Genomic DNA, 18,280 nt, shown 5'->3' on the forward strand with positions numbered 1-18,280 from the left:
GCCCCAACATGGTGCCGCTCGCGGACTTCCCTGCGCTGATCGCAGAGCTGCAAGGCTTTGWTCGGCTTGCCAAGGCGAGGCGCGCGCCGGTTTAAGGCGCGTATGGACAAGCCCGTTACCGCAACCAAGCCCGCCTCGCTGCGCCCGCTGATCCTGGTCCTCGGGGCCTGCGGCTTCGCATCGACCTTCACCATGCGGATCCTCGATCCGCTGGTGCCGACACTGGCAGCTGAGTTCGGCCGGACGATTGCGCAGATCGCCGCCATGGCAACTGCGTTCTCCTTTGCCTACGCGGTCGGTCAGCCCTTCCTGGGCCCGATCGCGGATTCGGTCGGCAAGCTGCGGACGATCAGTGTCTGCCTCGGCTTGCTTGCCCTGCTCTCGATGGCTGCCGCCTTCTCCCTGTCCTTCGACGTACTGACGGTGATCCGGGCGAGTACGGGCATCGTTGCCGGCGGCGTCATCCCCATCGCCATGGCCGCGATCGGCGACCGCGCGCCAATGGCCGAGCGGCAGGTACTGCTCGGACGCTTCCTTGTCCTGATGATCGTCGGGCAAATGGCCGGGGCCGCCTGCTCGGGCGTCATCGCGGAGCATTTCGGCTGGCGCAGTGTCTTCGTGATGGCCGCTGCCATGGCGGCGGCTGCAGCGCTTCTGGTCATCGTCGTGCTGAAGCCGCRCCCGGACGCGGCACGGCTGCCGCTCAGCTTTGCGGGCGCGCTGGCGAATTACAGATCCGTCTTCGCCAACCCGCGCAGCAAGCTGCTCTATGCGATCGTCATCACCGAGGGCAGCCTGATCTTCGGCATGCCGCCCTATGTCGCGGCGATCCTGCAGGAGCGCTCAGGGATCGGCCCCTCGCTGGCCGGGCTGGTGATCGCCGGAACCGGGCTTGGCGGCATCATCTACGGGATCCTGACCCGCATCCTGGTCGAGCGCCTCGGACCGGCCCGCATGACGGTCACCGGCGGGCTCCTGATGGCGACGGGCTATGTGCTGTTCTCGCTGCCCTTCTTACCCTGGTGGAGCGCGGTTGGCCTGTTCACCCTGAACGGGTTCGGCTTCTTCCTGATGCACGGCACCTTCCAGGCTCAGGCGACCGAGCTCGCTCCGACAGCGCGCGGCTCGGCCGTCTCGCTCTTCGCCTGCGCGCTGTTCCTTGGCCATGCGATCGGCCCCGTCGCCATGGGCATCGCGCTGCATCTGCTCGGCACGACAGGCGCGATCCTGCTCTTTGCGGCAGGGATCGGCCTGCTTGGCATCGTGACGCCGCGCATCCTGCCGCTGGCAGGCTCGCGGACCTGAACTCAGCGGCCGCGGTAAGGAGCGACGCCCTGATCGGGCAGCCAGAGCCCCTTCGGCGGCTCGCCGGTCTGCCAGAACACATCGATCGGGATGCCGCCGCGCGGGTACCAATAGCCGCCGATGCGGAACCATTCCGGCTCGAGCAGCTCGACCAGTGTTTTGCCGATATTGACGGTGCAATCCTCGTGGAAGGCTCCGTGGTTGCGGAACGACCCGAGATAGAGCTTCAGCGACTTCGATTCGACCAGCCATTGGCCGGGCAGATAATCGATGACCAGGATGCCGAAATCGGGTTGGCCGGTCACCGGGCAGATCGAGGTGAATTCCGGGCATGTGAAGCGCGCGAGATAATTCGTGCCGGCATGCGGATTGGGCACACGGTCGAGGCGGGCCTCCTCGGGAGATTGCGGCAGTGCACTGGCATGGCCCAGTTGCAGGGTCGAGGCGTCGATCGTCATGGTCATGGCTCCTTGAAGGCGGCCTTCTAGAGCCTCGGGCGCGCCCGCGCCACCGGCCAATCGCCGCGACGCCTCTTTCCGTTACGCCTGCGCTTGGCTAGAAGCGCGGCATCCTTCCGTTTCGCCTCGCACCGGAGCCTCCCATGACCGCGATCATCGACATCATCGGCCGCCAGATCCTCGACAGCCGTGGCAATCCGACCGTCGAGGTCGACGTCGTGCTCGAGGATGGCTCGATGGGCCGCGCCGCGGTCCCCTCCGGCGCCTCGACGGGCGCGCATGAAGCCGTAGAGCTGCGTGACGGCGACAAGAGCCGCTATCTCGGCAAGGGCGTGCTGAAGGCCGTCGAAATCGTCAACACCACGATCGCCGAAGCCCTCGTCGCCATGGATGCCGAGGACCAGGCCGCGATCGACCAGACCATGATTGATCTCGACGGAACGCCGAACAAGAAGAAGCTCGGCGCCAACGCCATTCTCGGCGTCTCGCTCGCCGTCGCCAAGGCCGCAGCCGAATGCTCGGGCCTGCCGCTCTATCGCTATGTCGGCGGCACCTCCGCCCGCGTCCTGCCCGTGCCGATGATGAACATCGTCAATGGCGGCGCCCATGCCGACAACCCGATCGACTTCCAGGAATTCATGATCATGCCGGTCGGCGCGCCTTCCTTCGCGGAAGCCCTGCGCATGGGCGCCGAGGTCTTCCACACGCTGAAGAAGGCTCTGCACGACGCCGGCCACAACACCAATGTCGGCGACGAGGGCGGCTTCGCGCCGAACCTGAAATCGGCCGAGGCTGCGCTCGATTTCGTCATGCAGGCGGTCGAGAAGGCCGGCTACCGGCCGGGCGAAGACATCGCGCTGGCACTCGACTGCGCCGCGACGGAGTTCTTCAAGGACGGCTCCTACGTCTATGAAGGCGAACGCAAAACCCGCGATCCGAAGGCGCAGGCCAAATACCTCGCCAAGCTCGTCGGCAACTACCCGATCGTCTCGATCGAGGACGGCATGGCCGAGGATGACTGGGAGGGCTGGAAGGCTCTGACCGATCTCGTCGGCAGCAAGTGCCAGCTCGTGGGCGACGATCTCTTCGTCACCAACGTCACCCGCTTGTCGCAGGGCATCAAGAGCAAGACCGCGAACTCGATCCTGGTGAAGGTCAACCAGATCGGCTCGCTGACCGAGACGCTTGCCGCCGTCGAGATGGCGCAGCGCGCCGGCTACACCGCGGTGATGTCGCACCGCTCGGGCGAGACCGAGGACGCAACGATCGCCGATCTCGCTGTCGCCACCAATTGCGGGCAGATCAAGACGGGCTCGCTTGCCCGCTCCGACCGTACCGCGAAGTACAACCAGCTGCTGCGCATCGAGGAAGAACTCGGCGCCCAGGCGATCTATGCCGGCCGCTCGGCGCTGAAGGCGCTGGCCTGAAGCTGAAGGCGCCTGCTCTCACCAACTCGGCAGGAGCTGGCTTGCCGTCGAGACCGTCCAGGTCCCGGCGGCACCGACCCGATCGGCGAGGCCGCCCAGCGCGCGGCCGGCCCGCGTAACGCCGTCTGGCAGTTCCAGTCCCAGCAGGCTTGGCCCGCGCGTTGAAGCGACGGCCGTCGTGGCGTCCCCCGCGGAGGCCGCCAGTTGCAGCGGTGGCGAAATCGGCAAAGGCTGCGCTGCCGCGACGCTTGGCTTGCTCCGCTCGCGCGGGACCGTGTGCGCCGCCGCAGTGACGGGCGCGCTGCTACGTTGCGGTTCAAAGCGAGCCAAGGCGGGTGTCGTGCCGGCTGGCAGCGCCCAGGCTGTCGCCATCGGCATCAGCAACGTCGCCGGCACAGCCAAGGCCCTGGTGGGCGAGACGGACTCCGCATTGCCGGCGCTCATCTGATCGCGATGCCGCTCCAGGAACTTGCTCACGGGCGCTTCCGAGGCATTTGCAAGCTCGGCATCAGGCTGCGACGCCCGGACGATCTGCTCAGCCATGGTCGCGCGATGGGCAGCTCCGGACTGGATCTGAAGAAAGGCCAGAACTCCGGCGGCAGCCACGGAGGCCGTGACCGAAACCGCGACCTGGCCGCCGAAGCTGCGCAGAACCCGGCCGATCGCCATCTTCGTCGTATCGTCGTTCATGAGTTCATCCCTTGGTCGCCTCGAGAGAAGAGGCCGGACACGGCGACAAAATGGCGCAGCCGGGGAGCAATTGCGGCCCTCGACAGATTTCCCATCCCGCGACGGGTGCGGGCGCGCCATGCAGCATCGGGCATATCGCGATTGTGCGATGCGGGATTAATCGAAGCATGGACAAGATCGCCGACGCTTCGCTGATGGATCAAAAGGCAGTACGGCTGCGCTGGCGTCTCGCCGTCATCGGCATGCTGTGCAGCGTGCTGATCTTCGGCTCGAACTTCGTGATCAGCCGCCACGCCGTGCTCAACGGACTGAGCCAGCACGATCTGCTAGCCCTGCGCTTCACGACCGCTGGTCTTCTGCTGTTGCCAATCTTCCTCAGGGATGGGGGCTTGGCGACATGCGGCGGCGTGACCTGGCGGCGCGGAATCTGGCTCGCGATCACCAGCGGCTTTCCGATGACCTATCTGATGCTGACCGGGCTGACGCTAGCCCCGGCGGCTCATGGCGCCACCATCGGCCCTGGAACGGTGACGCTGATCGGCATCGCAGGAAGTGTCGTGCTGTTTGGCGCCATGCTGACGCGGAACCTGATCATCGGCGTCATCGGAGTTCTCGCAGGCCTGGCCTGCCTCGGCATAGCCGGCAGCACCGCTTCGACGGCCGGCACCTTGCGCGGCGATCTCTGCTTTCTCGGCGTCGGGCTGCTCTGGGGCTTCTACCCGCTGCTGATCCAGCTCTGGAAGGTGAACGGGCTAAAGGCGGCGGCGATCGTCTCGGTCCTGTCGATGGCCTATCTGCCGTTCTACTTCCTGTTCTATTTCCGCGGCTTCGATGTCGCGCCGTGGTGGGTGCTCGTCGCGCATGCGCTCAACCAGGGCGTGCTCAACGTCATCATCGGCCTGTGGATCTGGGGCTGGGCGGCACATGTGCTCGGCGCCTCCGTCGTCGGGCGTTTTCCCCCTTTGATCCCGGTGACGGGCACCCTGCTCGCCATCCCGATCCTGGGCGAGATCCCGGGCCCGCTTCAGGTGGTGGGCTTCATCCTGATCATTGGCGGCCTATTCATCGCGTCATGGCGCCGCCCGACGCGTGCGACGGGCAATAGTCATCAGGCCCAGATTCCAGCCGACGCAAAGCAGAAGCCCGAGGCCGAGCGCCGGCCATGAGCCGAGCGGCACCGCCGTCAGGTGAACAAGGCCAAGCGCAAGGCCGAATCCGAGAAGGCCGAGCGCGCAGTTGGCGATGACGGCCGCCGTCGCGGGGCCACCAATGCGCGGCTGTAGCATCGCGATGAGGCTCGACAGAACGATGGGAAAAGCCGCCAGCACGCCGGACCAACCCGGGCCGACGCGTGCGCTGATGGTCGTCACCGTCCCCGCCAGCCCGGCGACGCAAGCGGCGCGCAGCGGGATCGCGTACCAGGGCCGCCCGGGAGGCGCCGCCGGCCGCGCCGCCAGATACGGCCTGAAGAGCATGTGAAGGCCGGCAAAGACCGCCACAGTCAGTGCAGCCATAACCATGACCGGCGGCGTGAGCTGCCGCAGCACGATGGCAATCGTGAACCACGTCGCCAGCCCCGTCACGAGGCTCGCCACCATGCCGAGGCGCTGGGCGAGCAGGACATAGACCAGCGCCAGACCGGCATTTGAGAGATTGGCAGCCATGCTGCCGAGCGCACCGGCGGCGATGAAGGCCGGGTCGTGGTCGAGCGCCAGAAAGACATAGACCGGCCCGGCCGAAATCGGCAGCGTCGCGATCAGGGCCGCAACGAGCGGACCGGTCCGCTCGGCCAGCAGCGAGCAACCGACGACGATCGCTGCCGCGGTCGCCATCTTGAGCAGCAGCATGCCGAGCCAGGGGTCGATCATCGCTCCAGCCGGGACTTGGCTGTCGCAATCGCGATCATGCCGGCTCGCCCTTCGCCCAGCCTTCCTTGGTCTCCGCGATGAAATCGACCAGCGTTCCGGCCGCGATCGCAGCGCGCAGCCCGGCCATCAGATCCTGATAGTAGGCGAGATTGACCCAGGTCAGCAGCATCTTGCCGAGCATCTCGTCGGCCTTGACGAGATGGTGCAGATAGGCGCGCGCATAGCCGTTGGCAGCCTGGCAGCTCGACTGCGCGTCGATCGGCCGGGGATCGTCGGCGTGCTTGGCATTGCGCAGGTTCATCCGGCCGAAGCGGGTGAAGATCTGGCCATGGCGCCCGGCACGGGTCGGCATCACGCAGTCGAACATGTCGATGCCGCGGCTCACCGACTCGACGATATCGTCGGGAGTGCCGACGCCCATCAGGTAGCGCGGGCGCTCCTGCGGCAGATGCGGCTCTACCGTCTCGATCATCGCGAGCATCACGTCCTGCGGCTCGCCGACCGCAAGGCCGCCGATCGCATAGCCCTTGAGGTCCATGTCGACGAGCGACCTGGCACTCTCGACACGCAGGGACGGCACGGAACCGCCCTGGACGATGCCGAAGAGCGCCCTGCCCGCGGGATTGCCGAAGGCCGTCTTGCAGCGTTCGGCCCAGCGCAGCGACAGGCGCATCGCCTTCTCGGCGACGATATCCTCGCATGGCAGCGAGACGCATTCGTCGAGCTGCATGACGATGTCGGAGCCGAGCAGGTTCTGGATCTCGACCGAGCGCTCGGGCGAGAGCATGTGGCGCGAGCCGTCGATATGCGACTGGAAGGTCACGCCCTCCTCGGTCAGCTTCCGAAGCTGGGAGAGCGACATCACCTGGAACCCGCCGGAATCGGTGAGGATCGGGTGCTGCCAGTTCATGAAACTGTGCAGGCCGCCAAGACCCGCGATGCGCTCCGCGCCGGGGCGCAGCATCAGGTGATAGGTATTGCCGAGCACCACATCGGCGCCGAGCGCCTTGACCTGCTCGGGATACATTCCCTTCACGGTCGCGGCTGTGCCGACCGGCATGAAGGCCGGGGTGCGGATTACGCCGCGTGGCATGCGGATCTCGCCGGTACGGGCAGCGCCGTCCCGACCGAGCAGATGGAAGCTGAAATCGGTTGTCATGCGCAGCGAGGTAGCGCAGCCGCAGCGACAACGGAAGTGCAGCGCACGCCGGCCCACCGTGACGGCACGGCCGAGCCCGGCATGGCCATGGTCCTGGATCAGCGCGGGAAGGCCGCCTCGTAGAGCGCCGGCTTGAAACCGACCAATGTCCGCGAGCCAAGGTCGAGCACCGGCCGCTTGACCAGGGAGGGCTGCGCCAGCATCAAGGAAATTGCCTTGCCAGTGTCGAGCCCCTGCTTGTCGGTATCGGCCAACGCCCGAAACGTGGTGCCGGCGCGGTTCAGGATCGTTTCCCAGCCATGTTCCGCGCACCATGCCTCGAGACTGGCGCGCGCCACGCCAACGGCCTTGTAGTCATGGAAGCGATAGGCGACCCCGTGCTCGTCCAGCCAGGTTCGGGCCTTCTTCATCGTGTCGCAGTTCTTGATGCCGTAAATCGTGATCGCCATGTCGCCCTCTGCCTGAACGCCTTGGTCTAGGCAGGGATTGGGCCAGGCTCAACCGACGCGCGCCTTCTCCCCCAGAAAATCGAGCAACGCCCGGATACGCGCCGGCAGAGGTCCGCCCTGCCCGAGATAGACGGCGTGCACCTCCTCGAGATCGCCCGGATTGCTCTCCTCCAGAACCGGCCGCAGTCTTCCGGCCCGAATATCCTCGCGCACGGTGAAGGTCGCCAGCCGCGCGAGCCCCACCCCCGCGACAGCCAGATGCCGCAATGCCTCGCCATCGCTGGTCTGCGTGCTGCCGACGATCGGGACGGTGACGGCTTGACCGCCATCGAGCAGCGGCCAGCCTTCTATGGTGCGGGCGTAGCAGAGGCCGATACGGTTATGGCCGTCGAGTTCCGCGACACTCTTCGGCTCGCCGAACCGCTCCAGATAGATCGGCGCCGCGACGATCGTCATGCGGGTCGCGCCGAGCTTGCGGGCGATGAGATTGGAGCTCTTCAGCGGACCGGCCCTGACCGCGACATCGGTACGCTCTTCCATGAGGTCGATGATGGCATCGGTCTGCACGAGGTTGAGCGTCACGCCCGGGTAGCGCGCCAGGAATTCCGGCACGACCGGCGCGAGAATATGCGTGCCGTAGGAGGCGTTGGTATTGAGGCGAATGCGGCCCGCCGGGCTCTCGCTGGAGGAGGCGCTACGCTCCGCCTCGTCCAGGTCGGCCAGGACACGGATGCTGCGCTCATAAAAGATGCCGCCTTCGGGCGTGAGCTGGAGCTTGCGCGTCGAGCGGTTGACCAGTCTCGTGCCAAGGCGGCTCTCCAGCCGGGCGACGAGCTTGCTGACGGCCGAAGGCGTCATCCGGAAGGCACGGGCCGCCGCCGAGAAGCCGCCGAGCTCGACGACCCGGGCAAAGACCTCCATCTCGCCGGAGCGGTTGATCTCCAAACGCGCCATGATGAATTCATCTCACAAATGATATTCCTTGCGGCAGTCTAACGCACGATGCTGCAGCGCGCCATCTTGCCGCGAGACATCCTCCCGTCTTGCGGACAACCACCATGCCCATTGCACTCTATGCTCTCACCGCCGGCGCCTTCGGCATCGGCGTCACCGAATTCGTCATCATGGGACTCCTGATCGAGGTCAGCGCCGATCTCGGCGTCTCGATCGCTTCGGCCGGCCTGCTGATCTCCGGCTATGCGCTGGGCGTCGTCGTGGGGGCGCCGCTGATGACAGCCTTCACCGCGCGCTGGCCGCGCAAAACCGTGCTGCTCGCCCTCATGGTCATCTTCACGCTCGGCAACGCCGCCTGCGCTCTGGCTCCGGACTACGGACTGCTGATGGCAGCGCGCATCCTCACCGCCTTCGCGCATGGCACCTTCTTTGGCGTCGGCTCGGTCGTCGCCACCGGCCTGGTGCCGCAGGAGCGCAAGGCCTCTGCCATCGCGATCATGTTCACCGGCCTGACGATCGCCAATATCCTCGGTGTGCCGTTCGGCACCTGGCTCGGGCAGCAGCTCGGCTGGCGCGCCACCTTCTGGGCTGTGACGCTCGTCGGCATCGTCGCGCTCGCCATCATCGCGGCCTTCGTGCCGAAGGATAAGGCGGCACCGGAGGCGAGCGACTGGCGCACCGATTTGAAGGCGATGGCGCAACGCCCCTTACTGCTCGGCCTGCTGACGACTGTCCTCGGCTTTGCCGGCGTCTTCGCGGTCTTCACCTATATCGCGCCAATCCTGACCAAGGTGACCGGGCTCGGCGATAGCCTGGTCTCACCGGTCATGCTCGTCTTCGGGGGTGGGTTGATCATCGGCAACCTGATCGGCGGGCGGCTGGCCGACCGTTACCTGGTCCCGACGGTGATCGGCAGCATGCTCGTCCTGGCGCTGGTGCTCGGGCTGATGACCTTCGCCATTCACGACGGCATCGCAGCCACCATCTTCGTCGGGCTGCTCGGCGCCGCCGGCTTCGCCACCGTCCCTCCCCTTCAGATCTGGGTGCTGGAGAAGGCTTCCGGGGCTGGCCAGAGCCTCGCCTCCAGCCTCAACATCGCCGCCTTCAATCTCGGCAATGCGCTCGGCGCCTGGGCGGGCGGCGCGGTGATCGACCATGGGCCCGGCCTGACGGCCGTCCCCCTCGTCGCAGCGCTGATGCCGATCGGCGGCCTCGTGGTCGCCCTCTGGAGCCTGCGCCTCGATCGCAAAGCCGCGGTCACGGCACCGGCCCTGAGTGGCTGCTGAGCGATTTCATCCAACCAGACTTATCTGCTCCATCACACCACCAAGGAGAGCCATCATGGACTATCGTAATCTCGGAGCATCCGGCCTCAAGGTCCCCGCCCTCAGCTTCGGCGCCGGAACCTTCGGTGGCCAGGGTCCGCTCTTCGGCGCCTGGGGCACCACCGACGCCAGAGAAGCCCGGCGACTGGTCGACATCTGCCTTGAGGCCGGTCTCACCCTGTTCGACACCGCCGATGTCTATTCCAACGGAGCGTCCGAGGAGGTGCTGGGCGAGGCGATCAAGGGGCGCCGCAACGAGGTGCTGATCTCGACCAAGACCAGCCTTCCGATGGGCGATGGACCAAACGATGCCGGATCGTCGCGCCCGCGCCTGATCAAGGCGGTCGAAGATGCGCTCCGCCGGCTCGGCACCGAGCATATCGACCTGTTGCAGCTCCACGCCTTCGATGCCCATACGCCGATCGAGGAGGTCCTGTCGACGCTCAGTGACCTCGTGCGCGCCGGCAAGCTCCGCTATGTCGGCGTCTCCAACTTTGCCGGCTGGGAGCTGATGAAGTCGCTCGCACTCGCGGAGAGGCATGGCTACCCGCGCTATGTCGCGCATCAGGTCTATTACTCGCTGGTCGGGCGTGACTACGAATGGGAACTGATGCCGCTCGGGCGCGACCAGGGCGTGGGCGCATTGGTCTGGAGCCCGCTCGGCTGGGGCCGCCTCACCGGTAGGCTGCGCCGCGGCCAGCCGCTGCCGGAGGGAAGCCGCCTGCACCAGACCGCCGAGTTCGGTCCGCCGGTCGACGATCACAGGCTCTATGCGGTGGTCGATGCGCTCGACGAGGTCGCCAAGGAGACCGGCCGATCGGTACCGCAAATCGCGATCAACTGGCTGCTTCAGCGCCCGACCGTGTCGAGCGTCATCATCGGCGCCCGCAACGAGGAGCAGCTCCGGCAGAATCTCGGAGCGGTCGGCTGGTCGCTGACTGCAGAGCAGATCGCACGGCTGGATGCAGCAAGCAGCGTGACCGCGCCTTATCCCTATTTTCCCTATCGCCGTCAGGCGGGGTTTGCGCGGCTCAACCCGCCCATCGTCTGAGACAGCAGGACAAGCCAGCCTGACGCCCGAGCGGCGTCAGGCATTGACTGCCAGCGCAGCCACAACGGTCATGGTGAGCAGGGCGATCTGCGTCAGCTGAAGTTCGCCCTGACGGATCCAGTAGCCAAACCAGAGCCCGCCGCTCATCATCGACAGCCAGACCAGCGCCATCACGCCCAGCCCCGCAGTCGAGAACCAGATGCCCCGCGCCGGAGCCGCGGCAGTCAGGCAGGCACGGATCAACTCAAACCCACCAAGGCCGAGCAGCGCTGTCGCAAGGGCCTGCATCGCGAGGATTGCGGCAAGCGCGAGAACAGACCAGTGATCGCAGCGCAGCGCCCGCCGGAGCAGCGGCGTCGGGATCGCGGGCTCCTCCCTGAGTGGCGTCATCGCCAATGTTCGCGCAATGGCGCCGGCCGCCCCACGGAAGTCGCCAATATTGTTCAGGACCGTGATCGCCGACCAGAGCGAAAGACCGCAGACCAGCATCGTCTTGAACAGCAGGATCGCTGAGGGCAGATCAGGCACGATCCACGTCTCCGGCAGGTTTTGAAGCGCGTTTGAGGAGGACCTGCATCTGCCGGGCGGACTGAATGTCGCCTCGCCGCTCGGCCGCCGAAATTCCACGCTGCCACGCTGTGCACGCCGCTTCCGTCCGCCCCGCCAGCAACCGGGCGCGGCCAAGCAGCGCCCATGCCGCCGAATAATCAGGATCAAGCGCGACCGCGCGCTCGAGGTGTACGATCGCGGCCGGGCCGTCGCCGCTCTTCAGGCAGGCGGCGCCAAGGGCGAAGCGGAGGATGTGGCTCTCGGCGCCAGCCGCGAGCCGCGCCGAGAGCCGCTCAGCGAGTCCCATCATCGGCTCAGGCCGGCAAGCGCGACGCGACCACATCCCAGTCGACGAGATGATCGACGAAGGCCTGGAGGTAATCGGCACGGCGGTTGCGATAGTCGACATAATAGGAATGCTCCCAGACATCGCAGCCGAGCAGCGGCGTCTGGTCATGGACCAGCGGGTTGATCGCGTTGGCTGATTTGGTGACGGCAAGACGCCCTTCCCGCGTCTGCACCAGCCAGACCCAGCCGGAACCGAACTGGGCAAGGCCCTGCTTCACGAACTCGGCCTTGAAGGCATCGATCGTTCCGAAGTCGCCCTTCAGCCGGGCTTCCAGCCTGCCGGGCATGCCGCCGGCATCGGGCCTTAGCGAGGGCCAGAAGAAATTGTGGTTCCAGTGCTGGCCGGCATTGTTGAAGATCGCCTCTGCGCCCGGTCTTTCGAAGGAGCCGCGAATGATCTCCTCAAGGCTCAAACCTTCGAAGGCCGAGCCCGGAACAAGCTCGGTGAGCTTGGTGACGTAAGCTTGATGGTGCTTGCCGTGATGCAGGTCCAGCGTCTCTGCCGACATGACGGGCGCCAACGCATCGAGGGCGTAAGGCAGGCTCGGAACCGTGAAGGGCATCGTCATCTCCAGCGCAGCTTGCAGCGGGTTGCTGCAAGCTCTATAAAACAAGTATTGACTTGGAATATTGGCGCTCCTGAAATATGTCAAGCTACGACTTGGAAAATGCATCATCACTGCCCCGTCCGCCGGCTGACCGGCTGCTGACCCTGCTGAAGACACGCGGCGCACAGACCGCGGCTGATCTGGGAAGGGCGCTTGGCACCACGGGCGAGAACGCGCGGCAGCAACTCGCGAAGCTCGCGACCGAAGCCCTTGTCGAAACCGAGACCGTGTCCCGAGGTGTCGGCCGCCCAACCCAGTTCTGGCGTTTGACCGACAAGGGTCAGGCGCGCTTCCCCGACAGCCATGCGGAGCTCACGGTCAGCCTGTTGCGGTCCGTGCGCGAACTCCTGGGGGCAGACGCGCTCGACCGTTTGATCAACGCCCGCGAAACCGAGATGCGAACCGCCTATCAGGCAGCCATGGCGGGCGCCGAAGGGCTGGAGGCCCGCATTGCGGCGCTCACCGAGATCCGGAGCCGCGAAGGCTATATGGCCGAATGGCAGCGATCGGACGATGGCTGGCTTCTGATCGAGAACCACTGTCCGATCTGCGCCGCGGCGTCGATTTGCCAGGGGTTTTGCCGCGCCGAACTCGCGATCTTCAGAGACGCGCTCGGACCGGGCTGTTCGGTCGAACGAGAGGAACACATCCTTCATGGCGCGCGGCGCTGCGCTTACCGCATTCGACCTTCAACATAGCGGGTGCAGCGGCCAGCGCCCCAGAATCTCGTATCGGCCTTGTCCCTGGAAACTCTCGATCAGGACAAAGTCGCGGGCAACCCAGCCGATCGGCCGCTCGAGCCCCATGGGAGGTACGAGTTCGCGGTCGTATAATATGGTCACATGGGGCGTCGAACCTGCCTGACCACCCGGTTTCAGCCCGACCCTCTTGAGCGCTCGATCGATGTTGCGGCGCAGTGTCGAAAGCGCGGCGAGATCCTCCCCGCAGCACAGGACAAGGGCGTGAGGTTCACCGCCGCTGAAACTGAGGAACCGGTCAAGGCTCACGGCGAACTGATGGGCCTCGACCATTCGGCCGGCTTCCAGCGCTGCGGCGATGATTTCCCTCGGCAATTCGATGAAATTGCCGACCTTGTTGAGCGAGACATGGAGCAGGCTCGGCGGGCGCAGCCGACCGTGCAGCTTGAACTCGGCGCGAAGGTCGCCGGCGAGATGGGAAATGTAGCTCGCTGTGTCCGGCTCCGGCAGGAGCGCGAAGAAGATTGCGACGCTTTCGCGATTGCCTGCCCGCGGGGGGCCGCGAAGGTTCTGCGGAAGACTGAGATCCGGAAACGACAGATCACACGCGTCGACAGGTGTCATCTCGCACCTCGCTCTCGACCTGTCCGGCAAGACGCCCGACCGCTACCGCAGCACGAAATCCGATACGCTTGTCCTGCTGCCCGCTAGCCAGGCCCTCCAATCGCAGCGCGACCGACCTCAGCGCCCGATGCTCGCCGGAGGGGGACCAGGGCGCGCACTCGACCAAGAGATTTTGGAGCTTTCAAGGCAATCGTGATCCGGGCTTCGCCTCGTTCAGCGCCTCGCTGTGGTCTGCGAGCTCGCGCGCCAGTCCAGGCCTCAGGATCTGCGCGAGACGGGCTTGGGCCTGACGCCAGACCGGCAGGGCCTCCTGTAACCGCCGTACGCCGGCTTCGGTCAGCCACACTGCACGACGCCGCAAGTCTGCCTCCACCACCGCGATCTCGATCAGCCCCTCGCGTTCCAGCGTACGCAGATTGCGCGACAGCGTGGATTGCTCGAGCCCGGTCCGCTGAGCGAGTGCGCCGAGCGTATCGTCGCCGATGGTCGCGATCTGCGCCATCAGCCCGGCTTGCGCCGCGGTAAGGCCAAGGGCCGCCATGTCCCGATCGATGAACAGCGAAATGCGTCGCGCCGCCAGCCGGGCATTCCAGGCCGGGCAAGCGTCGACCAGGGCGCGAGCCTCGCGTCGCAGGCTGCCTTGCGATTGCTTCCCAGCTCTCATGGTTATATGCATCTACAATACATGTAGATGCATGGAAATGGGCGTCGCGCGATCCGGGCGCCTCGTTCCCCACGTGGCAGACGTCCAATGGCCTCATTCGTCCTGAAGCGCGTCTACGACCACCGGGCCGCCAATGACGGCAAGCGCATCCTGGTCGACCGGCTTTGGCCGCGCGGCATCTCCAGGGACAAGGCGCATATCGACCTCTGGCTCAAGGAGATCGCGCCGAGCAATGCCCTGCGGAAGCAGTTTCACGGCAAGCCGGATGATTGGGATGCGTTCCGCGCGGCCTATGCGGACGAATTGACGAGCGAAGCGGCGCAAGCGGCCACCAGGGAGCTTTTCCGGCATCTGCGCGAAGGTCCGGTGACCCTGCTCTACGCGGCGCGTGACGAAGAGCGGAACAATGCGGTTGCGCTCAAGATCTGGCTCGAACAGCAGGGCGCCTGAGATGAACCACCCKGACCGAACCATCCTGGACCTCGTCGGCAACACCACCCTCCTCGCGCTGCGGCGGATCGCACCGGCAAACGGCGCCCGGATCCTGCTGAAGCTGGAAAGCGAAAACCCGACGGGGAGCATGAAGGACCGCATGGCGCTGGCGATGGTCGAGGCCGCCGAAGCGGACGGCCGCCTGAAGCCGGGGGGTTCCGTCGTCGAATATACCGGCGGAAGCACGGGCGTCTCCCTCTCGCTGGTCTGTGCCGTGAAGGGTTACCCGCTGCATATCGTGACCTCGGACGCGTTCGCGCGAGAGAAGCTCGAGCATATGAAACTGCTGGGCGCCCAGCTTCAGATCATTCCCAGTGAGAGCGGCCGCATGACCGAGAAGCTCACCCGCGACATGATCGAAGCCGCACGGGTCCTTGCCGCCGAGACCGGCAGTTTCTGGACCGACCAGATGAAGAACCGCGACCAGATGTCGGCCTATCACCGGATGGCTGACGAAGTCTGGGCGCAGACGAAGGGCAGGATCGACGGCTTCGTCCAGAGCGTCGGCACCGCCGCCTCGCTCCGCGGAACCGGCGAGGCGCTGCGCCGGCACAATGCCGCGATCGCAATTGCGGCCGTGGAGCCCGCCGAATCCCCGGTGCTGTCGGGCGGCGCGACCGGAGCCCACAAGATCGACGGGATCGGCGCCGGCTATGTCGTGCCGCTCTGGGAGAAGGACATCGCCGACCGGATTGATCTGGTTTCGACCGAGGAGGCTGCCACCATGGCCCGCCGCCTCGCCCGAGAGGAAGGCCTCTTCGCGGGAACGTCGACGGGAGCCAATGTCGTCGCAGCGCTACGCCTCGCCGAGCAGTTCGGCCCCGGCGCGACCATCGTCACCGTGATGTGCGATACCGGTATGAAATATCTCAGCAAGCACTGAGGCGCTGCCGGCCGACGCACGACACTCCGTTCTTGTCCGGTGGGGATGGAATGGGCGGCCGAAAGCGCCTTGAAGTCGTCGCGACGCCCTATGCCCTGCATTTCAGGCCATGAGCCTGGGCAGCGCCGATGCCAGCGCATCGACGGCGAGACGTACCTTGCGCGGCAGGTGAGGCGTCTGCAGCCATAGCGCGTAGTTGTCGAACACATATCCCGGCTCATTCAGCAACAACGGCACAAGCTTGCCTGCCTGAATGCGCTCCTGAATCAGCCAAGATGGCAGCCAGGCAAGGCCCAGGCCGGAAGCTGCGGCATCGGCCACGGCATCAAGGTCGTCGAGCCGCAACCGGCCGACCGGCGCAACCTCCACCGGTGGCTGGCCCTCGCGCGCGAACAGCCACGGGTGAATCCAGCCCGGCCGGCTGTAGATGATGGCGTGATGCCGACCGATCTCCTCGATCTGACCGGGCCGGCCGTGTGTCTCGAGATAGGACGGCGACGCGCAGACGAGCATCCGGTGACGAGCGATGCGTCGCGCGATCACGCCTGTCTTGTTCGCCAGCTCGCCTGTCCGGATGGCGAGATCGTAGTTCCCTTCGGCAAGATCGACGATGCGGTCGCTGAACGACAGATCAAGCTCCAGCGCGGGATGGCGCCGCGCGAGCTCCAGCAGGATGGGCGCAACGCAGCATCGGCCGAGGAGCGCAGGCATGGTGACACGCAGCTTTCCGCGCGGTTCTGAAAGCTGGTCGGCAGCGAGCGCATCTGCAGCCTCGGCTTCGGCCAGAACGACGCGGCAGCGATCGAAATAGGTGCGCCCGAAATCCGTCAGGCTCTGGCGGCGCGTGGTGCGGTTGATGAGGCGCACGCCCAGCCGCTCTTCCAGGAAGCGGACATGCTTGCCGACCATCGGCCCCGACAGATCGAGAGCCTCGGCGGCAGCCGCGAACGAGCCCAAGTCAACGGCTTTGACGAACACGGCCATGCTCGTAAGGCGATCCATCTTTCAGAACCCATAGTTTTGACTGATCTTCCGATTCAGCCATTTATCCGCGGCACGGCCCGAACGCATAGCTTATTCCGTTCAAATAATTTGGAGTTACAGCCAATGGCACGCGTCGTTCGCTTTCATGAGCATGGTGGTCCGGAGGTCTTGCGCATCGAGACCGTGACGGTTCCGGCTCCCGGCCGAGGCGAGGTGCAGATCCGGGTCAAGGCGCTCGGGCTGAACCGCGCCGAGGCGTTGCTGCGCGCCGGCACCTATATCGAGACACCGACTTTGCCGTCCGGTCTCGGCCTTGAGGCAGCAGGCATCATTGAAGCCGTCGGCGACGATGTGGAAGGGTTGGTACTTGGCGACGCCGCCAGCGTGGTGCCACCCGTGTCGATGGTGCGCTGGCCCGCCTATGGCGAGCTTGCCACGTTTCCAGCCGAACTCGTCGTGAAGCATCCGCCATCGCTCAGTTTCGAAGCGGCTGCCGCCTTCTGGATGCAGTACCTCACCGCCTATGGGGCGCTTATCGACATCGCCAAGCTCCGCAGGGAGGACTTTGTCGTCATCACGGCTGCATCAAGCAGCGTTGGACTTGCCGCGCTCCAGATTGCCAAGACGGTGGGCGCGACCACGATCGCGGTCACGCGCACCTCAGGCAAAAAGCAGGCCCTGCTCGCCTTTGGCGCGACCCATGTCGTCGCTTCGGCCGAGGAAGATCTGGAAGCGCGGCTGTCGGACATCGCTGGCCGGAATGGTGTACGCGTCGTGCTCGATCCGATCGGCGGCCCGATATTCGGCCCGCTGACGGCCGCGATGTCGCGGGGTGGCATTCTCATCGAATATGGCGGTTTGAGCCCTGAACCGCCCCCCTTCCCGCTCTTCGCCGTCCTCAGCAAGACGCTGACGCTCCGCGGCTACCTCGTACACGAGATCCTCAGTGATCCCGCGCGGCTCGAGGCGGCCAAGGCGTTCATCCTCGACGGGCTGGCGTCCGGATCGCTTCAGCCGACCATCGCCAGGATCTTTCCGTTCGACCAGATCGTCGAGGCGCACCGGTTCCTGGAGTCGAACGAACAATTCGGCAAGATCGTCGTGACGATCTGATCGCTCGTGCGTTCTCCCGCCGGAGGCGCGGCGCCTCCAAGGACCGGACTTCACCGCGAAGTCTATCCGCATTGGGCGATCGAATGAATTTCAGGCTATATTTATCCGCTGTGAGGCACAGTATCGAAATGTAATATCATACGAACGACTTCACCCTTTTCCATCAGAGTAATTCTTCATAGAATTTCATACCACTGGCCCAGGCGGCCAATTTACCCTAGCGGATGCCACCCRGCATGCTCGTTTGAAATTTTTTGCCTGGATGTCGAAATCCGGGATTGGGCAGCGTTCTTGGGGCATCGAAACCAAGCTGAATGGCCCAACCTGATGATTTTTCCGATTACCTCGCTCTATGCGATCCCCCTGGCCGTGATCTTTCTGGCCCTGTGGATCGGCGTCACCAAAACCCGCTCGGCATTGAGCGTCTCCATCGGAGATGCAGGCAATGCCAATCTGCACGAACRCATCCGCCGGCATGGCAATTTCGTCGAATGGGTGCCGATGATCCTCATCCTGATGGTGCTGGCCGAGGGCCAGGGCGCCGGCCCGCTCTGGCTCCATGCCGCCGGGCTGCTGGTCGTCATCGGGCGGATTTTGCACCCCATCGGACTGCGCGCCAATGCCCCCACCC

The 18,280-nt window shown here is 65.5% G+C and carries 22 protein-coding genes; 10 read left to right on the forward strand and 12 right to left on the reverse strand.

The window, feature by feature from the left end; genetic code table 11:
- Window positions 1–102 precede the first annotated feature (102 nt).
- The gene (locus AC1D34_RS18245; RefSeq protein ID WP_476824935.1) at window positions 103–1,305 is read left to right on the forward strand and encodes an MFS transporter; all 1,203 of its coding nucleotides are present in this window, start codon (window positions 103–105) and stop codon (window positions 1,303–1,305) included.
- 2 nt (window positions 1,306–1,307) lie between these two features.
- Here the strand turns inward: AC1D34_RS18245 and queF are convergent, their stop codons facing one another.
- The gene (gene queF / locus AC1D34_RS18250; RefSeq protein WP_441505496.1) at window positions 1,308–1,763 is read right to left on the reverse strand and encodes a preQ(1) synthase; all 456 of its coding nucleotides are present in this window, start codon (window positions 1,761–1,763) and stop codon (window positions 1,308–1,310) included.
- A gap of 143 nt (window positions 1,764–1,906) precedes the next feature.
- On the opposite strand from queF, the gene eno reads away from it, so the two are divergent.
- A complete protein-coding gene (gene eno, locus AC1D34_RS18255; RefSeq protein WP_069880643.1) occupies window positions 1,907–3,190 on the forward strand; it encodes a phosphopyruvate hydratase in 1,284 nt (427 codons plus the stop codon).
- A gap of 18 nt (window positions 3,191–3,208) precedes the next feature.
- Here eno and AC1D34_RS18260 read toward each other — a convergent pair whose 3' ends face one another.
- A complete protein-coding gene (locus tag AC1D34_RS18260) occupies window positions 3,209–3,880 on the reverse strand; it encodes a hypothetical protein (protein ID WP_441505495.1) in 672 nt (223 codons plus the stop codon).
- A 167-nt stretch (window positions 3,881–4,047) separates the two neighbouring features.
- Here AC1D34_RS18260 and AC1D34_RS18265 point away from each other — a divergent pair, with 167 nt between their 5' ends.
- Window positions 4,048–5,046 carry a DMT family transporter gene (locus tag AC1D34_RS18265; protein WP_441505494.1) on the forward strand — a complete coding sequence of 333 codons (999 nt, stop codon included), beginning with the start codon at window positions 4,048–4,050 and terminating at the stop codon, window positions 5,044–5,046.
- On the opposite strand, the gene AC1D34_RS18270 is transcribed toward AC1D34_RS18265, so the two are convergent.
- From AC1D34_RS18270 to AC1D34_RS18285, 4 genes are all read right to left on the reverse strand, one after another.
- Entirely contained in the window at window positions 4,951–5,748 is a 798-nt protein-coding gene (locus tag AC1D34_RS18270) for a hypothetical protein (protein ID WP_441505493.1), read from the reverse strand. The genes AC1D34_RS18265 and AC1D34_RS18270 overlap by 96 nt on opposite strands.
- Window positions 5,749–5,782: 34 nt before the next feature.
- A complete protein-coding gene (tgt, locus tag AC1D34_RS18275) occupies window positions 5,783–6,907 on the reverse strand; it encodes a tRNA guanosine(34) transglycosylase Tgt (protein WP_441505492.1) in 1,125 nt (374 codons plus the stop codon).
- A gap of 98 nt (window positions 6,908–7,005) precedes the next feature.
- The gene (locus tag AC1D34_RS18280) at window positions 7,006–7,356 is read right to left on the reverse strand and encodes an ArsC family reductase (protein ID WP_441505491.1); all 351 of its coding nucleotides are present in this window, start codon (window positions 7,354–7,356) and stop codon (window positions 7,006–7,008) included.
- Window positions 7,357–7,404: 48 nt separating this feature from the next.
- A complete protein-coding gene (locus AC1D34_RS18285) occupies window positions 7,405–8,310 on the reverse strand; it encodes a LysR family transcriptional regulator (RefSeq protein WP_441505490.1) in 906 nt (301 codons plus the stop codon).
- A gap of 104 nt (window positions 8,311–8,414) precedes the next feature.
- Between AC1D34_RS18285 and AC1D34_RS18290 the strand changes: the two genes are divergently transcribed.
- Window positions 8,415–9,596, forward strand: coding sequence for an MFS transporter (locus AC1D34_RS18290; RefSeq protein WP_441505489.1), 1,182 nt, complete (start codon window positions 8,415–8,417; stop codon window positions 9,594–9,596).
- 55 nt (window positions 9,597–9,651) lie between these two features.
- Window positions 9,652–10,686: an aldo/keto reductase gene (locus AC1D34_RS18295; protein WP_441491893.1), complete on the forward strand. Its 1,035-nt coding sequence runs from the start codon at window positions 9,652–9,654 to the stop codon at window positions 10,684–10,686.
- A 36-nt stretch (window positions 10,687–10,722) separates the two neighbouring features.
- Here AC1D34_RS18295 and AC1D34_RS18300 read toward each other — a convergent pair whose 3' ends face one another.
- From AC1D34_RS18300 to AC1D34_RS18310, 3 genes are read right to left on the reverse strand one after another with little or no spacing between them, the layout of a single operon-like run.
- On the reverse strand, window positions 10,723–11,214 hold the full coding sequence (locus AC1D34_RS18300) for a DUF2165 family protein (protein WP_441491894.1): 492 nt from the start codon (window positions 11,212–11,214) through the stop codon (window positions 10,723–10,725).
- A complete protein-coding gene (locus AC1D34_RS18305) occupies window positions 11,207–11,542 on the reverse strand; it encodes a tetratricopeptide repeat protein (protein ID WP_441491895.1) in 336 nt (111 codons plus the stop codon). The genes AC1D34_RS18300 and AC1D34_RS18305 overlap by 8 nt, the downstream gene beginning before the upstream one ends.
- 7 nt (window positions 11,543–11,549) lie before the next feature.
- Entirely contained in the window at window positions 11,550–12,146 is a 597-nt protein-coding gene (locus AC1D34_RS18310; protein ID WP_441505488.1) for a superoxide dismutase, read from the reverse strand.
- Between the two features lie 83 nt (window positions 12,147–12,229).
- Between AC1D34_RS18310 and AC1D34_RS18315 the strand changes: the two genes are divergently transcribed.
- Window positions 12,230–12,889, forward strand: a complete 660-nt coding sequence (locus AC1D34_RS18315; protein WP_441491897.1) for a helix-turn-helix transcriptional regulator — start codon at window positions 12,230–12,232, stop codon at window positions 12,887–12,889.
- Here the strand turns inward: AC1D34_RS18315 and AC1D34_RS18320 are convergent.
- Window positions 12,881–13,513 carry a 2'-5' RNA ligase family protein gene (locus tag AC1D34_RS18320; protein ID WP_441491898.1) on the reverse strand — a complete coding sequence of 211 codons (633 nt, stop codon included), beginning with the start codon at window positions 13,511–13,513 and terminating at the stop codon, window positions 12,881–12,883. The genes AC1D34_RS18315 and AC1D34_RS18320 overlap by 9 nt on opposite strands.
- Window positions 13,514–13,694: 181 nt before the next feature.
- On the reverse strand, window positions 13,695–14,177 hold the full coding sequence (locus AC1D34_RS18325; RefSeq protein WP_441491899.1) for a MarR family winged helix-turn-helix transcriptional regulator: 483 nt from the start codon (window positions 14,175–14,177) through the stop codon (window positions 13,695–13,697).
- Window positions 14,178–14,264: 87 nt separating this feature from the next.
- On the opposite strand from AC1D34_RS18325, the gene AC1D34_RS18330 reads away from it, so the two are divergent.
- Entirely contained in the window at window positions 14,265–14,627 is a 363-nt protein-coding gene (locus AC1D34_RS18330) for a DUF488 domain-containing protein (RefSeq protein ID WP_441491900.1), read from the forward strand.
- 1 nt (window position 14,628) lies between these two features.
- Window positions 14,629–15,552 (forward strand): PLP-dependent cysteine synthase family protein, encoded by a 924-nt coding sequence (locus AC1D34_RS18335; RefSeq protein ID WP_476824936.1) that lies wholly within the window; start codon window positions 14,629–14,631, stop codon window positions 15,550–15,552.
- Window positions 15,553–15,654: 102 nt separating this feature from the next.
- Here AC1D34_RS18335 and AC1D34_RS18340 read toward each other — a convergent pair whose 3' ends face one another.
- Complete coding sequence (locus AC1D34_RS18340) at window positions 15,655–16,554, reverse strand: LysR family transcriptional regulator (RefSeq protein ID WP_441491902.1); 900 nt, start codon at window positions 16,552–16,554, stop codon at window positions 15,655–15,657.
- Window positions 16,555–16,659: 105 nt separating this feature from the next.
- On the opposite strand from AC1D34_RS18340, the gene AC1D34_RS18345 reads away from it, so the two are divergent.
- Both AC1D34_RS18345 and AC1D34_RS18350 read left to right on the forward strand, forming a co-directional pair.
- Window positions 16,660–17,649: a zinc-dependent alcohol dehydrogenase family protein gene (locus tag AC1D34_RS18345; protein WP_476775425.1), complete on the forward strand. Its 990-nt coding sequence runs from the start codon at window positions 16,660–16,662 to the stop codon at window positions 17,647–17,649.
- Between the two features lie 327 nt (window positions 17,650–17,976).
- On the forward strand, window positions 17,977–18,280 hold a 304-nt coding region (locus AC1D34_RS18350), incomplete at its 3' end, for an MAPEG family protein (protein ID WP_476824937.1).

The organism is Allobosea sp. P1_A7, assembly GCF_056406775.1.